This is a genomic window from Pseudomonas sp. SC11 (assembly GCF_047039205.1).
GTDB lineage: Bacteria > Pseudomonadota > Gammaproteobacteria > Pseudomonadales > Pseudomonadaceae > Aquipseudomonas > Aquipseudomonas boreofloridensis.
Window position 1 is genome coordinate 3,248,571 of sequence record NZ_CP178183.1, and the last position, 17,217, is coordinate 3,265,787.

General features: G+C 64.5%; 6 protein-coding genes. 1 reads left to right on the forward strand and 5 read right to left on the reverse strand.

Annotated elements, in window-relative coordinates; translation table 11 throughout:
- Positions 1-12 precede the first annotated feature (12 nt).
- Positions 13-264: a hypothetical protein gene (locus ACK2SD_RS14465; RefSeq protein WP_412460121.1), complete on the forward strand. Its 252-nt coding sequence runs from the start codon at positions 13-15 to the stop codon at positions 262-264.
- 162 nt (positions 265-426) lie between these two features.
- On the opposite strand, the gene ACK2SD_RS14470 is transcribed toward ACK2SD_RS14465, so the two are convergent.
- The 5 genes from ACK2SD_RS14470 to glgB form a co-directional block, all read right to left on the reverse strand.
- Positions 427-5,505, reverse strand: a complete 5,079-nt coding sequence (locus tag ACK2SD_RS14470; protein ID WP_412460122.1) for a SpvB/TcaC N-terminal domain-containing protein — start codon at positions 5,503-5,505, stop codon at positions 427-429.
- Positions 5,498-10,042: a neuraminidase-like domain-containing protein gene (locus ACK2SD_RS14475; RefSeq protein ID WP_412460123.1), complete on the reverse strand. Its 4,545-nt coding sequence runs from the start codon at positions 10,040-10,042 to the stop codon at positions 5,498-5,500. The genes ACK2SD_RS14470 and ACK2SD_RS14475 overlap by 8 nt, the downstream gene beginning before the upstream one ends.
- Positions 10,043-10,071: 29 nt before the next feature.
- The gene (locus ACK2SD_RS14480; RefSeq protein WP_412462319.1) at positions 10,072-10,806 is read right to left on the reverse strand and encodes an Ig-like domain-containing protein; all 735 of its coding nucleotides are present in this window, start codon (positions 10,804-10,806) and stop codon (positions 10,072-10,074) included.
- Complete coding sequence (locus ACK2SD_RS14485; RefSeq protein WP_412460124.1) at positions 10,775-14,734, reverse strand: Tc toxin subunit A; 3,960 nt, start codon at positions 14,732-14,734, stop codon at positions 10,775-10,777. Before ACK2SD_RS14485 ends, ACK2SD_RS14480 begins: the two co-directional genes overlap by 32 nt.
- A 199-nt stretch (positions 14,735-14,933) precedes the next feature.
- A complete protein-coding gene (glgB, locus tag ACK2SD_RS14490; RefSeq protein WP_412460125.1) occupies positions 14,934-17,147 on the reverse strand; it encodes a 1,4-alpha-glucan branching protein GlgB in 2,214 nt (737 codons plus the stop codon).
- Positions 17,148-17,217 lie beyond the last annotated feature (70 nt).

The window sequence follows — 17,217 nt, forward strand, 5'->3', positions numbered from 1 at the left end:
GTCTTCGAGCAGATGAACCGTCACCAGGCACTCCTTGAAATTGTTCAAGGCGTAGTCGCAACCCAGCCAGTACTGCGGCCGCGCGTCGTCAGCCTGCGGCGCGACGGGCAGATCGATGTCCTGCCAGACCCGCTCGTTGCGCTGGATACCCAGGTAGGTCGAGCCGTCTCCACCGTCGCTGAAATCGATCAACTGACCCAAGCTGCGCCAGGGGCCATCGGCAGAGAAATCCGCCTGCTGCAGAAACGGCGCCTTCAGCACTGAATGGCCCTGGGTGTCCTGATCAGCATCGCCGGAGACGTCGGGGGTAGCTCCAGCTTGTGTGCGTGGGCTCATGTCATTCTCCCAAATAGATATCGCCCCTGAGGGTCGTCAGTTCATCGAGGATTGCGCCTGACCGGGCACGACAGCCACCAGCGACCAGGCTCACTGCTCTGTGCTACGGGCCCTGAGTCGGGCCTGCTCGATCACCTCCAGCCAGGTGTCGTTCTCGTCTTCGGACACGGTGAACCAGGGGTACTGCTGCACACGGCGTTCGTAGTTCGCCCATTGCCCCTCGACCTCTTCGCCTGCCGCCCGCACCACGCGGTACTCGCGACCCAGCGCGTCGTAATAGTGGGTGTCGGCATAGATGCCCTCTCGGGCGCTGTCGTCGCTGACCCAGCGCCAGTCATCCAAGTAGAACGGCAGCCAGACACGCACGGCCTGGCCCTTGTTGTCATACTCGGTCTTGCCGCTGACCGCCCAGCGCACAGCCGCATCACGACTGACCGCGCCCCCCTGCGCATTGGCGAGCAACGCGCCCTGTTCGGTACGCACGAACGCTTCACCGGGAGGATTGAGCACCGCCGTCTGCAACAACTGCCCTCCCCCCGTCAGGGTCACGGTGACGCGCACCTGCTGTTCGGGGTCATCGTCGTAGCGGTCGCTGAGGATTTGCACGGTATGCGGCGGCGTGCGCCCAACCATGGCAAAGGGTCCCAGGCCGTTGGCGCTTAGCCGGGCTGCCATTCGCCGCCAGGCCAAGGCACCACACCGACGCGCAGGGTCGGTGCTACCGTCGGTGGTGAGCGCCAGCGGCATCCAGCTGTCGGCGACCACGGTGAAGGCGGTATGCACCGGTACGCCTTTGCTGACGTTGAGTGCCAAGGCGTCCGCCACGGTCGGCGGCGGCGTGAACGGACGGCCCGAGCAATAACCGGTCATCACCGCCTCATCGCTGCCCGCTGCGGTTTGCGTGCCGTAGAAGCGGGTATGCAAGACCCTGCCCAAGGCATCCAGGGCCACCTCACTGAGATTGTCGTTGGCATCCTGGACGCGCACCGGTTGCAGAAAACGCCAGTCGTGCGCCTCGATGGTCGATGTCAGTCCGGCGGCATCGCAGACCTTCATCACGACCACATCGTGCGCGCTGTAGCTCAGTTGGCTCGGTCCTGTGACGGTACTGTCCTGCAGACGGTGGGGCTGCCAGAAATGCAGGGCGTCCTGGTAATGACTGATGCCGTGATGACCACAATAGGCCTGCTCGACCAGCGGTTCCCCCGCAATGCAGGGTACGCCAAGCCCATCGGGATCGGCGGCGTCGGCCAATTCCTCGGCATCCAGCGGCCGGTCCATGGCGATATAGCCACCGCGTTTGAGCACTTCAGGCAGCGTCTCTTCCTGCAGCGGACGATCCAGCTCTTGCCGCACTGCCAGTAACCAGGCCTGCTCGGCTGCCGTGCGCGCAGGCGAAGACGGTGGGCGTTGCAACGCGGCCAACAGCGCTCGGCAAAACAGTGCGTCGGCGCTGCTGGCCGACAGCGCGCTGACCAGCGCACCGTGCAGTGTGGCCAAGACAGCGGCGTCTTGCGCGTGCTGTGCATCGAACCAGACCAGCACCGACCCTAGCGCGCCGTCAGGTACACGACTTTCCTTGCGCAACGCGCTGTGAAGGCCCTCAGGCAGCGCCTCGGCGGCTTCGTCCAGCAGCCGATCACGCAGGGCCTGTACTGAAATGACGTGCTTGAGCGCCTGGCGCAGCATCTGCGACGCCGCGCGGTCGTCAGGCGCCTGTTGCAGATAGGACAGCAACAACCCGTAGGTCACGGCGTGGTCGACCACCGGCAGGCGTTTACGCAGGCGCCCCAGCACCGCCGGGTCGCTGGACGGATTGGCCAGCGCATCCTGCAACAGGCCGAGCAGGGTCAGCTCGAACGCCGGACGCAGCACGTCGAGCGAGGCCTTGTCGAGCATCGCGGTGCGGGTGTAGGCCCGCAGTGCCTGGCGCGAAGGCTCGCTGCTGGCGCCGCTGCCATCGGCCTGGCGCCACACCGTTTTTTCATAACTGGCCAGTACGGTGCGCGCCGGATCACTCAGGGGCAGTCCGTGTTCGAGCAGGTACTCGACACTGAAGCCCCCCTCGGGCACTTGGGCCTGGGCGAAATGCACCATATCCCGGCGCATGGCGCCTGGCAGCCCGATCACGAAGTCGTCGTCCTTGACCCGGTTGAGCACCGTGGCGCGGCTGAGGCTCACCCAGCAGTCATATTGCTGCTCGTCGCAACTGGCCTCGATCAGCCCGGTCGGCAGGCTGGCCGGGTAGATCTTGCGCTCGACCTCCTCCTGAGCCAGCGCCGCCGGATCGAGCAGGCGTGGATACTTCACGGTGACGCTCTCAAGCACATTGCCATACCGATCCTGTCGCAAGACGATGGCCTGATCCACCTGGGGATCCTGCGGATAGCGCTCACAGTTCAAGCCCAGATGCTGCACGGCGGTGATCAGAGCGGAGGGATGCAGGTCGTCAGCCGTGGCGCAGGCGCGAATCTGCCAACGCGGGCGCTCGACGCTGTAGGGTTTGTCGGCCTGGGCCTGACCATCCAGGCCGTACACCTCCCGGCGCAGCAACTGCCCCCGCAGCGCGCGGTACAGCCATGTGCGTAGCGCCGGCTCCGGACTGAAGGGGTGCTCACCGTCGCCGGCACCCTGGGTCAAGCGGACCTGACCCTGGGGGAACACAGCGTCCATGTCGGTGAAAGCCTCTTCGGCCAACCCATCGAGCGTCTCGATCCCGCAGTGAAACCAGCTCAGGACCCTCGTCGGCGGTGACAGATGGGTGGCCGATGCATCAACCAGCGCGTGGGTATCGGTCTGGACCAGGCGCCTGAAACCGGCGAACTCGCGCTCGGTGAAGTCCCAGACGCCGCCGAGGTAGCGCATTTCGCTGCCCAGCGTGACACCGGTGATTTCATTCACCGTGGTCACCCGGTTCAGGGTGTGCACGGGAAACGGCAGATGACTGACCGGCGCCGTGCCCGTGCGGTGCGTCACTGCCGCCTTCTCGTCGAGCCAGGCCTGGGCTGAGCTGCGGTAATCCAGCTCGGTGCGGCTGCCAAGATTGTCGACGATGGTGTGCAGCAACCAGGGGCGCCGCTCGTTGAAGCGATACAGCCAACTGCGCGGGGCATTGTCCGCACCGTGGAGGGGTACGGTCAGCAGCAGGTCGGCCGTGCCCTGCCCGCACACATCGGCGACTTGCACCTGGCACGTGTCGTCCAGGACCAGGCCGTCCGGCGCTTTGATGAAAGGGCCTTCCACGAAGCGGTTGCCGCACTGGCTGACGAACACGCGAATCCCATCGGGCTGCAGGTAAAGGATATCGGTGGTGCCCGCGCCGTCGGTGTCGGCCAAAAACACTCGCGAGGGATTGAAGTCGGCCACCTTGAATCCGGGTATCTGCAGCGCATCATCGAACTGGCCGTAGCCCAGCGAGGGCCACAGGGTGACACCCTGGCCGGTGATGCGCACCAGGTGTGCCTGGCCGCTGCCGGCAGGATCGGCGAAGACCACCAATGACTGGTCCAACGAGGGCAGCGGTACGCTGCCGTGGTACTGCTCGGACCGCGCCGCCAGCCAGCCGCGATTGCCCGCCGAGGGGTACAGACGCACGCTGCGCGGCCCCAGCGCGCGCAACATCACCACGTCAGACTGGCCGTCGCCGGTCAGGTCGGCCAAGCGCATCTGTGGATGATCGTATTCGCTGGGCAACGCCGCGATCGGCACCAGGCCGCTCCAGGCGCCGTCCGTACCGAGCGTGAAGCTGCCCTGCAAGCCACCTGCGGTAACCACCCATTCGGGGCGACCATCGCCATCGAGGTCCATCAAGTCGGCGCGGCCAATGGCCGGCACCTGCGGCAGCGGCTCGGGCGGGCCCCAGGTGATGCGGTCTTCGCCATCGCCGCGTTGGGGCGCGCGATAGTGCCAGGCGTGGTCGTCCAGGTACAGCAAGCCCGGCACGCCATCACCGTGAAGATCGGCCAGTTGCCAGGCGTCGGCCCAGAAACCATCCAGCTCAGGCAGCGCCTCCCACTGTGGCACTGCCCGGCCCGGACGGCTCAGCTCGAACTCCAGTGGGGGCAAGCGCAGATCGACATCGGCGCTGAGCTGTGCAGCGGACACCAGAATGCTGGCCACCGGGCTGCTGTCGTATTCCAGGTGCAGGCGTGCAACCAGTTCAGGTGTCGGGTCTGCCTGCCCGTCCAGCCGCGCGGTACGGTGCCACAACAGCACGTCACGGCACAGACGACGAAGACGCACATTGAAGCCGTAACGCCAGAACGAGTGGCAGTCGTCGCGAACCGGCCAGGACTGCGCGGGTTCGAACACCGGAACCTGCTCAGGATCGGCGCCGCGCTCGCCATAATCGAACACGGTGAAGGTCAGGAAGTCATCTTCGTCGAACGCCTGCGCCGGAATGAGCAGCCCCTCGCAGGGCGTGGCATTCATGGCGTACACCGCCTGCGGATAAACGTTGACGACCCGCGGATGGGCTTCGAGCTCCTGCTGCGAACAGCCCTGTTCGTCCTCCGAGCGATAGCGATACACCACATGCTCGCCACGTGCGGACACCTGCTCTTCGAGGTACCAGCACGCGGTATGCCCGGGCTCGCCAGGCGCGAACAGGCGTGCCGAATCCGACCAGCCATACAGCGACAGACTGCCGTCGGCCAGGTACTGCAGCCAAAAACCTGGTCCATCCGGATCCTCTTCGGCCTGCCAATGCTCCAGGCGCGCGTCGAGCCCACCGACACGCTCGGTCCAGGGGGTGACGGTATACGCTGCGGGGGTCGCGCTGAACGGCAGGCGGGTGGCGCGTCGGGGCTCAGCGGCCCTCAGCAGTTCGCCCCCGGACGGACCGACCAGGCGGTCATGACCGTCATAGCGCGGAAAACCGAAGCGTGTCGTGCACGCCACCGCGGGCAGCGCGTACTCCCACCCCGCGCCGAAAGCACTGTTGCCGCCGGCGCTGGAATAGTTCAGCGCCAAGCTGGCCGACAAGGCTCGGCCGCTGGGCGAAGGCAGCGGCAGGTGCCAACCGGCCGCACCGTCTGGTCCGGCGCTGGACAGCATGCCGCCGCCCACCGAGACCGTGCCGCCACCTTTAGGCAGCGCAGGCGGGGTATAGAACGCCGGGCGCTCGGCGGACGCGTCCGGTTGCAGGTCCTGGGGGCTTTGTTCAGTCACGGCCTTTCCCCTGCTGAGCAGCCTCGGGGGCAGCGCCAGAGGCGTCGGCGCACAGCAATTGTTCGACCTGATCCTCGAACGCAGCACCGCCATGCAGGGCGTAGTAGCGGACCTCCAGGACAACGTCGCTCAAGCTCTCGATCATCTCGCTCTGTTGCGCGTGACGCGGAAAGCGCAGCGTCCAGTCGGAAACGGCTCCGGTGCCCTCGAACGGCAGGTAGCGGTCATCGCTATCCGTGCCGCTGACCAGTCCCATGTCCTGCTGCGCCGAGGACAGGCACACCTGCTGCTGGGCGCGCAGGCTCATCATCACGCTTTGCGGCGCCGTCGCCACGTCTGTATCGCCATGGAGGAACTTCACGCCCTCGATGTCGGGCCGGATCAGCAAGCGGCTGCGCTTCTGCGCCAAGGTGGCGCGGATGTTCTGATAAGGCCCCAGCAAGGCAGGCAGCGACAACGCCACGCTGTGCAGACGGCGCAGGTAGTGGCCCGGGTAATCCAGGTCGAACAGGCGCTGCGACAGGGTCAAGCTGATTTCGCCGTCGTCAGTCAGGGCGCTGCGAATCGCGGCCCAGGAGTCCAGGGGGGTACCGGCCTTGTCCATCACCAGATCGAGTTCGAGCAGGGCGTGGAGGGATACGGTCTTGCGCACCTCCAGATGTCGCTCGCCGCGCAGCAGCATCTCCGACTCCAGTCGCATCAGGTCCAGGCGTAACTCCCCGCCAGCGTTGAGCCCATGGCGATCGGCCTGCCACACCGGCGGACGGATCACGCGTTTCTGGTACTGGCCCGTCTCGTACTGCCAGCAGGCTTCGGCACTGTTGCACAGGCTCACCGCCACATCGAACAGCGTCGAGTGCCAGGCGGTGGCTTGCGAACGCAGCCAGCGATACAGCGCCTCGTTACTCGAACGATTCTGGTAGAAGGTGTGAATCTGCTCGGCCTGGGCCAGCAGTTGGCGGCTGTGGGCCAGCGCACGCTCGGCGGCCAACGTGCCGTGCTGCTGGGCCTCGAGCTGCTTGTCGATGACGCGCAGTTCATGCTGCGCCATCTTGCGCTGCAGATCCCATTCCTGGCGACGGCGACGCCAGGTTTCGGTGTCGCGCAGGTTATCACTGGCGGTCAGCGCGATATTGGCGATGACCTCGGTGGTGTAGCCCAGTGCCATCAGCGGGCCTTTGTACTCCATGCCACCGTTGGCCAGGCCGAAGATCTTCGGCACCAGATCGGTGAGGTAGGACGCACCAATGGCGGCACTGGCGACATTGCTGGTAGACCGCCCTGCGGTGTGCAGCCACTGCAAGGCCACCTCGCCGACCGTGACGTTCTCTTCGTAAAGCGCCGAGAAATGATCCACCCGCTGCTCGGCACCGGTGCGCTGCATCTGCAACACCTGCGCGTTGTGCTTTTGCTGCTCGTGCAGTTGCTCCTGAATGGCGATGGCGTACTGGGCGATCTGCGCCGCGTGCCGGAACTGCAGCACCTCCTGCTGGGTGCGCTCCTCCAGTTCCATGTAACTGCGCAGTTGCTCGCCGAACTGGATGAGTGCCGACACCGCTTCGTGGGCCTTGAGTACCAATGTGCGGAAACGATAAGGCGGTACCACCGTGCGGTTACCCACGGGCCGAGACAACCCGGAGCCCCCGCTCATGCGTGCAGCGAGCAGGTCGAATGGATCGGCGGCCGGCGCATAGAGCGGCAGTTCCATGGGCTGTCCATCGAGCGTCAGGAAATGCCTCAGGTTGTACAGGCGCGCGTCCAGCAACTGCCAGGTATCGAGCAGCTTCTGATTGACCGGCAGGCGAAAGGCCGGGTGCACGGCCACGCCGGCCCAGAAGAACGTGTTCAGGTACTTGGGCAGCGCGCTGGGCTCGACGACCGAGGCCAAGGTCAGCAGCCGTTCATCGCCAGGGCTGGCGTCGAGTAACTGCGAAACGCTGGGAGATTGCCAGGTACTCACCGAGCGTGCCTGGGGCGCCTCGCCCATCAGGCTGATAGCCATCCGGTAGAGCAGCCAGGCGTGGGCCAGGCTATCGCGCGTCTGCTGACGATAGAAGCTGTCTGCCTGGTCGATGAGCAGCGTGACGTACTGGATGAAAATCGCCTTACGATAATGCGACGGCGCATGCAGCGCGATCACATGCGGGTCGCTCAGCTCATGCTCGAGTCCCGGCGCTGCCGTGTCCTCGAGCATCAACCAGGCACATTTCCAGTAATCCTGGCCGGGGTGCTCGGTGGCCTCGCGCTTGCGGTAAGGGTCGAAGATCAGGGCCAGCCACCGGCGCGCTTCGTCGTAACGCTCTTCCTCGTGCAGCCGCGAAGCGATCAGGTGCGGCACGTGGAAGAACAGTTCGCGCAGATACATGCCGTTGGCATCGTCGATGCTCATGCCGGGGTCCGTAGCGCTTGGGCGCCACCGCTGGAGTTGACGCGCCTTTGCTTTCGCCACGAAGGCCGGTTCCTGCTGGTGCTGGGCATCCCAGGCGAATACCGACTCGGTAGACGCCTCGGCCCGATTGATCAGGTCAGGCACATGCTGGGAGTTCAGACGTACCGCCAATGGCGCGCCCTTGCCGCCGATACCGGCAAACACCAGGAAATCGGTGCCACTGGACTGCTGATGGATCAACGGGGCCGGCGGCCGGGCAAGCACTTGGGAAGCGGCCAGCGTGACCGTGAAGGTGGACGTTTTACCGCCCGCATCGACGGTAATCTTGACCTCGTCTGCGCTGTCACCCACAGCACTGACGAGCCAACCGCTGGTCGCTGCACCTGTGAGCGACCAGTCGCCTGTCCATAGCTCGGTCTCAGCGGCCTTCACCTTGACCGCCTTCACGGTGACAGGCTCGAACGCGATCGCCACGTGGTTCTGTGGGTCGCTCAGCAGGACAGGCGTTGCTGCATCGATCGCCACCTCGAAGCCTGCGCCGTCACGAACCGCCTGCGGTGCCAGATCGTCCAGGCTCATGGCCTGGTCGAGCTTCACCGATCGACGCGCCACCCATATGAGAAAGCCTGCGCCCTGACTACCGATTTCCGGTTTGAAGTCAGCCCGGGTGAAGGTGGCGGGGTCGCTCAACGACGGATGGCTGAACACCAGTTCGTCGAAGGTCGGTGGCATGACCATGCTGCAGAGCAGATGAGCGTCGAGCGCGTTCTCCATCGACACCTGGCATTTGACGCTCAGCGCATCCGATGTATTGACAAACCGTGAGCAGTACAGCGCATGCAGCCACCCCTGGTTGCGCCGCTCCAGCGAATAGCTCCGCACATGGAGTTGGTACTTGTCGTCCTGCCTGCTCAGTTGCGCATCCAGCCCGACGAACTTGTCGTTGTCCGCAGCGGCTGTGACCTTGCGCACCCACTTGTCGCGTGCACTCAGGCGTCGCTGCAACCTGAGCTTGCCCGGCTCGCTGCGAAAATCGCCGAGCAACGAGCCGGCCATGCGCTCGTCGAACTGTCCACTGGGGCGTTTGAGCACATCGCGCCATACGCTGAAGTGGTGGGTGTAGCTGCCATCGGCCTTGGGGCTGGCGCAGGCCACCAGCAGTTGATCGTCGCTGCCTCTTGCACCGGCAATGGCCAGTGCCAGCAATTCATAGGCCGTTGGATCGAAATTGCCATCTTCGCTGCTGACCTGCGCGCTCCAGAGCAGTTCGGGAGTCGACCAGATGTTGTCCAGGCCCAGGTAAATGATTTCCAGCCTCAGCGGGTAGATCCGGGCGGCGGAATCCTGCTCCACCTCGAGCGGCGGCTGGTGGTGCAGCCATGTCAGGTGCAGTCGCCCGCACAGCAGCACAAGTCGCGCCTGAATCACGTTGTGCCCACTGGGCATGCCGATCAGCTCCCATTCCGACCAGGCATCAGGGGCGATGCGCTGGGACTCCTGGTCCAGCCGGACGCTCACGCGACGATGGTAATACTGGCCCTCTGGATCCCTGCCCAGCAGGTAATAGTCGGAATTGGCGTAGGTGTAGCCTTCGAAGTGATCGCCATCGCGTTGTTCGTCGCGGTAATCGATGTAGCCGGAGACCACGCGGATACTGTTCTGGAATTCGTACTGCCGGAGGAAGGCGAGCACCGCACTGCTGACCGAGGCATCGGAGATGCGCGCCTGCCCCAGGGCATCTTCCAGTGCCTGGAAGGGCTTGGTCTTATCCTGTCGCAGGTCAGCGCGGAGGTAGTTCTCCGGATAGTCCTCCAGCATCTGGTAGGCCGCCCACACCGAGTAGTTGGACATGCCCTGACGCCAGAAGGTGACCAGCTTTTCGTCGAACGTCGCGCGATAGCCAGGCTCGAGGTTGTTGAAGATCGCGTTGACGTAGGTCTGGGTACAGGCGATCGCCTCCGCCAGGTACGAGGTGCTGACCGCCGCGCACACCTGGGTATCGAGCATGAAATAGTGATCCAGATGCTCGGCGCTGATCATGTTCAGCGGGCCGGCATCCAAGCGCTGTGGCATGACGTGATGAATCACATAGGCACTGAGCGCATCACGCCGTTGCTCGATCAAGCGGGCTACCAATTGGGTGTTCATACTCACCTCTGTCATTTGCGTCATCAGGGTCAAGGCTGCGCCGGCTGAACGATCAGATCGAGCCAGACCACGCGGCTTGCCTTACGGTAAGTAATGCCCAACTGCGGCCGGGACTCGTGCGAGAGCCCCGTCGAAACGGCGGTCAGCGTCCAGCTCACCGTGCGCTCCTCGAAGGAGGCGACCTCACCGAGGCCGGGCTCGAAACTCAGCCCCAGCGCCGGTGCGGAATCGCGTCCGTCATACAGCAGTTGCAGCCCTTCCCTGAGCAGGGGGTGGTCGGCGGGCAAGGTGCAACTGAGCGTGTACGTGTCCTGCGCCGCGCCAGGCGCCGGTTGGCGAATGACGACCGGCCCGCCGATCGGCTGGCCGTCGAAGCACACCTGCATGTCCAGCGCAGGCAGAAAGATCACCTCGTCGAATTTCACTGCTTGCGGGTCTTCGCCCCAGGTGGCAACCACGGTGCGCGGTCCGGGAGTGGTCGAGCTGAGGATGAACCGCGCCTTGCCTTGGGCGTCCGTGGTCATAGGCTGCGCCGGGTGGCCGCCTTCCTGCACCGTCCAAGTCACCGGACAGCGCTCGACCGCACGGCCATCGCGGGTGCGGACCTGGATCAGGAAGTCGCTGGCGTCGATACCATCGGCCAGCGGCCAAACGAGCCCTTGCTCGGTCACCACCTCCAACGCGTCCGGCAGGACCTCCAGCGTCAGCTCGCGAGGGTGGAAGCCTGTTTCATCATCGTCCTTCGAGCGCAGGGCCACACGCACCTGCAGCGTCCCGGCCTCGGTGGCATCGATGCGCAGCCGGGCCTCGCCGTGCTCGTCGGTCTGGGCTTCGCCCTCGAAGCTGGGGCCATCTTCGCCATCGCCACGGGTGCACGCCCACACCAGTTTCTGGCCGCTGGCAGGCTCGCCGTTGACGCTGAGCACGGTGGCCTTGACGACGAGTGTGCCGACCACTGCCCAGGAGTCCAGCGCCAGCGCACGAATCGACGGCCGGGTCTTCGAATTCCAGCGCGAGTATCTGGGGATCGTCGGTACTGCCGGCGTACCACATGGCGACCCTGCCCTGGCCGGGATCCATGCTGCGCAGACGTGCCTGGCTCAGGCCTTCATCGTTGGTCAGCGTTTCGCCTGCCGAATCGACGAACTGGCCGATATCGCTCGCCCAGTTGATCAAACGATCGACACCTGGATTGTCGTAGTCGTCGAACAGGCCCGCGACGATGACGTATTCGCCGAGGTTGCCTGCTGCTTGCCACGGCGCCGCAGGCAGCGGGCTCTGGCGAATGAGCGTCAGCGAGTCCTCGTCGCAGTCGATGACGATGGGCGGCGCATAGGCCTCGCTGTCGAGCAAATAGGTGGCCTTGACGTGAGCCACCCCCATCAGTTCTCCGGCGTCGAGCTCGACCGTCACCACGCCGTTGTGGTCGGTATAGCCGAAGCGGCTGAGCAAGGTCCCCAGATCGGTGGTCCAGCTCACGCGAATATCGGCCACCGGCTGGTTGCTCATGTCCAGCAGGGTCAGGCTGATTCGGGTCGATTCGTCCGGCTTGTTGGCGATCAGGCGCGACTGGCTGACCACGCAGCGCGTGGCCAGGCTCTGACGTAGTTCGGCGTCTTCGCCACGGGGCTCGCCGGGGCGGTTGAGGCTGCTGAGCATCTGTTGCGCTGCATCGCGGTGGTCCTGGGTAGAAGCGTGGGAGTCGAGCCGGCTGAGCTTCATCAGCGAGATCGCGCTCAGGCCCGTGCGGTCACTGATGGCCTTGACCTGAGCCAGTACGATCAGATGGTCCAGGTTGCGGACGATACCGTCGGACGTCAGATGGGTGGCGACATCGAGCACCTCGCGAATGCCCCAGCCCATCCAGTTGGCAATCTTTTCCGCTGCGGCGTCCTTGATCAGGCGCCGCTCGTTCTCGCTCATCTCGCCCAAGGCCGCGATCGCCTGCCAGTAACCCAGCAACTGCTCCTCGGACTGACGGGCGCGTTCCACTGCATGGGTGTAACGCTCCAGGCGATACAACGTCGGCAAGGTCAGCTCCAAGTCGCTCAGGCTCAGGCGCGGACGCTGCGTCGTCGACAGCAGCGTGGCCAGTAGCAGCGGTGAGAGCTTCAGTCGCTCGGCCACCCGGGCATGCCGTTGCATGCGCTGAAGCAGCGGCATGATGGCCTTTGCCGTGGGCGATCGATCGTCCAGGGCAGTGAACCTGGCAGCGCTTTCGAGCAGGGCGTGGACCTTGCCCCCCGCCCAGTACACGACCGCGATCACCCGGTCAGCGCTAAGCGCCAACGCTTGCGCCAGACGTTCCTGCACCACGCCCCACTGCTGCGAACGCACGCGCAGCAGCGTGCCCAGGATCAGACTCTTGAGGCGCTGCAACTCGTCCGGGGCGAGCTCGGGCAATTGGGAATCCAGCGACCCGGGCGTAGCGACCAGCGCATCGATCACCACCTGGATCTCGCGCTCCAGGAACTGCTCGTAAAGCGCCGGATCAAAATCCTCTTCCGGCGTGCGCGCCTCGCGAAACAGCCCCAGTTCATCGACGATCTGCTTGAGCTGTTGCTGCCAGCTCGCGGTGCGCAGGGCCATCACGCCCGCTTCGGCCAGGTGCTGGTCGAGGTCCTGGAATGGCAAGAGCTCGCGCTTGATGTCGCCCAGCAAGCTCAGCGTTGCCTGCGGCACCACATCGACGGTTTCGATCGGCAGCAACTGTTGCACCAGCCAACTGATCGGCAAGTCCTGCTGCTGACACCAGAGCACGCAGTGGGCTATCGCGTGGACCACGCTGAGGGTATCGGTCTGGGAAAAATTCCGGTGCATGGCATTGGTCGGTCGCCCGGCAGCCTGCAACGCGTAGAGCCCTTCGGGGCTGAGCGTTTCCAGCAACGACAGCAGTTCGATGGTGCTGATCGACAGCAGCCTTGCCAGCAAGGTCACTCGGTAGAACGCCGAGATCACCGGCAGCGAGCGGCGCAACGTCTCGCTGCCCTGCGCTTGCATGACCGTGCGGGACAGGTAGCGGAAGGTTTCCAGGTTGATCCCCAGGCCATGGCACAGTTGGTCGATGGTACGTTTGCTGTGCGGATCGTCCCCGGAGAGGCTGAACAGCTCGTCGTCGAGCACCAACGGCAAAGCCGCGCCGCTGTTGAACACCCGGTCGAAGTGACTGGGGGTATCGCCAACGCCATGGACACCCATGTTCGACAATAAGGTGGCGAAGTCTTCGGCACTGCAGCCCAGGCGTTTGCGCAGGAACTGGAACACCCCCAGACCGCGCAAGGTGTTGGTGCTCATCCACAGCGGGGAAGCCTCGAGCAGTGGGCGCTTGAGCTCGGAGGCTGCAACCTGCTCGGCATCGATGATCGCGCAGACCACCTGATCGACCTGCACGTAAGGCAACTGCAGGGCATGGGCCAGGCGCATGAAGCGGTTGATGCGATCCAGGCGCACCGGGGTCAGGTTCAGGAAGTAGTGCAGTTGCGGATCGGCGGCACTGCTGTCGACCCCCACAGGCTCACCGACTGCGCTGTTGATGAAGCGTGCACCGAACGCCGCGGCCCCCGAATCCGCCACATCGCTGCGGACATTGTCCGAACGCCGAGGCGCGTGGTCGGCCAAGGCGAACAGCGACTCCATCTGCGTCTGGTCGATCTGCACGACCTGGCAAAACGATACGACTCGGCGCAGCGTCGTCTCCCCTTGAACACCAAAGTTCTCCAGGAAGAACTGCGCGCTGGCGTCTCGCTCCTCGTCGGCATGGGCGGCACTGGTCGGATCGCGCAGTGCCAGCAGCTTGCGATTCTGTGGGTCGACGCGTAGTTGACTGCCGTTACCGAAATAAGGCCGTTCGACCAGGATGGACCGCAGCGCCGGGCCCAGCTCGCTTTCCTGCTGGAGGGCCGAATCGGACCAGTGCGAATGGGCCCCTGGCCGGATGAAATAGGGGTTGTCGAGATCGCCAAGACGCGCCACATCGCCCAGGTGCAGGTCGTTATGTGCAAGCACGGTCAGAATCTGCTGCCAGTAGGTTTCATAGGGGAACAAACGCAGCGGATGACGAACCTGCAGCAGCCTGTCCTCGACGGCAGACGATTCGCCCTTGCGCTGCTGCTCATCGACGATTGCCCGTTCGAGCACCTGGTTGACCACCTCCACCTGCGGCACCTCTCGACTCAGGGTGCGATGGTCGAGGGTCAGTTCGAACAGGTCTGGACGGCGCACCGCCAGTGGCCGTAGGTCGGGGTGCAGATTTTCGCCTTCGATGTACTGCTTGACGAAGCTGAGCATGTCGATCAGATACGCGGCAGGCGAGGTGGTGGCGTCCACGGCTTCGGGGCGGGCGTTGTTGGCCCAAGAGGGCGAGAACTGGTTTTCGTAAGTAGGACCGGTGCTCAGGGCGAGCGGCCCTTTGCGTTCATCCAGTGGCCGTGGCGCAGTGGCGATGAGTCGCTGTTCACGGAACGCGCGCATCATGGCCGCGCTGGCGACGTCCAGACGCCCCTGCAGACGATGGACCTCGCTGGCTTGCAGGGTGGGAAACTGTGCCATCAAGGCCGCCTCACCGCTGCGCTGTAAGGCCATCACCGAGGAGGTTACCTGCAGCGTATCGACCAGCGAAGCGTGAGCAGGCAACTCGCTCGCAAGAATCTTCTTCAGTAAAGCCTGCGTATCACTTGCTTTGCGTTTTGGCATGGCTGTTCCCCGAGCTCCGTCCGAGATGCCCCTGCGCGAGTGACTGGGCAGTCACGGCGCGTGAAGTTCAAGGGATCTTAGGAGCGACGGAAAACTGGGTAAACTGACAAAATCATCAGGTGCGGCGCACTGCCGCTACACAAACGCCTTGGCCGCAGCCAGAACGGGTCGCTGCCAAGGCGCAGACTGCTTCATGCGCTCAGCGGCCGGGTTTCATCACCAGCACGCCCAGTGGCGGCAGGATCAACGCCAGCGACAGCGCCTGGCCGTGGCTGGGCAACGGCTCGGCTTGGACGCCGCCAAAATTGCCCATGTTGCTGCCGGCGTAAAGCTCGGCATCGCTGTTGAGCAACTCTACCCAGTGCCCATCGAACGGCACGCCGACGCGGTAATCCTGGCGCGGCACCGGGGTGAAGTTGGCCACCACCAGCAACGGCTCGCCCGCACTGCTCCAGCGCAGCCAGGCGTAGACGCTGTTCACCGCGTCGTCGCCGATCAGCCATTGGAAGCCCTGGGGCTGGCAGTCCTGCTCGTGCAAGGCGGGGTACTGGCGATACAACCGATTGAGATCGCCCACCAGCTTCTGCACGCCCTGGTGCTCGGAGTACTGCAGCAGGTACCAGTCCAACTGCTGGTCATGGTTCCATTCACGCCACTGGCCGAACTCGCAGCCCATGAACAGCAGCTTCTTGCCGGGGTGCATCCACATGAACGCCAGATAGGCGCGCAGGTTGGCGAACTTCTGCCAGCGGTCGCCCGGCATCTTGTCGATCAGCGAATGCTTGCCGTGCACCACCTCGTCGTGGGAAATCGGCAGGATGAAGCGTTCGGAATAGGCGTAGACCAAGCCAAAGCTCAGTTCGTTGTGGTGATGCGCGCGGTGGATCGGATCGTTCTGGATGTAGTGCAAGGTGTCGTGCATCCAGCCCATGTTCCACTTGTAGGCGAAGCCCAGGCCGCCCTGCTGGGTCGGCTGGCTCACGCCGGGCCAGGCGGTGGATTCCTCAGCAATGATCAAAGCGCCCGGGGCCTCGTGCAGGGCCACATCGTTGAGCTGGCGAATGAACTCGATGGCTTCTAGGTTCTCGCGCCCACCATGACGGTTGGGCACCCACTCCCCCGCTTTGCGCGAATAATCCCGATACAGCATGGATGCCACCGCATCGACACGCAGGCCGTCGATGTGGAAGTGCTTGAGCCAATGCAGTGCCGAGGCCAGCATGAAGCCACGGACTTCGTTGCGGCCCAGGTTATAGATCAGCGTGTTCCAGTCCTGATGGAAGCCTTCGAGCGGGTTGTCGTATTCGTACAGTGCGGTGCCGTCGAAGCGCGCCAGGCCATGCTCATCGGTGGGAAAGTGCGCCGGCACCCAGTCCAGAATCACGCCAATGCCGCCTTGGTGACAGGCGTCGATGAAGGCGGCGAAATCTTCGGCCGTGCCGTAGCGCGAGGTGGGCGCGAACATCGACAGCGGCTGATAGCCCCAGGACCCGCCGAACGGGTGCTCCATGATCGGCAGCAGCTCGATGTGGGTGAAGCCCAGTTCCTGCACATAGGGCACCAGGCGCTCCGCCAGCTCACGCCAGTTGTAGAAACGCGCGACTTCGCCAGCCTCGTTCAGCTCACAGCGCCAGGAGCCGGCGTGCAGTTCGTAGATCGACAGCGGCGCGCTGTAGGCATGGCGTTGGGCGCGCTGCTCCATCCACTGCTGGTCCTGCCACGTATGGCCCAGCGCACCGGCCACCTTGGAGGCCGTGCTGGGCGGCAGTTCCGTGGCCCGAGCCAAGGGGTCGGCCTTGAGCGGCAGCACGCCATCACGGCCCAACACCTCGAATTTGTAGGTCTCGCCTATGGCCAAGCGCGGGATGAACAACTCCCAGACACCGGCATTGTGGCGCAGGCGCATGAGGTGGCGACGGCCATCCCAGTTGTTGAACGCCCCGACCACCGAGACGCGCCGGGCGTTGGGCGCCCACACCGAGAAGCACACCCCGTCCACACCCTCAACCTGCATCGGCTGGGCGCCGAAACGCCCGGAGAGGTCGCGGTGGTTGCCTTCGGCGAACAGGTACAAGTCCATTTCGCCCAGTTGCGGGCCGAAGCTGTAGGGGTCTTCAGTGGTCTGCTCGCCCCCGGCCCAGCCGATCTGCAAGCGGTAAGGGCCGCGCGTATCCACATGTGCAAAGAACAGGCCCGGCAGGCTGCCCTGCTCCATCTGCGCCAGCACTCGATCATCGTCGCGCGCCAGCACCCTTGCACTCAGCGCCCCCGGCAGGAACGTGCGAATGACCTGACCGCCTGCACCGTCATCGTGCGGCCCCAGCACTGCAAAAGGATCGGCATGCTCGGCGCTGGCCAGGGCGTCGAGATCGCGCTGCCGAAGTCCGCCATTGCTGCGCGTGGTTGGATTCATCTGACTCTTCCTTAACAGGTGATTTCGGTAGTGGGCTCAAGCGTAAACGGTGACACCGACAACAGGTCCT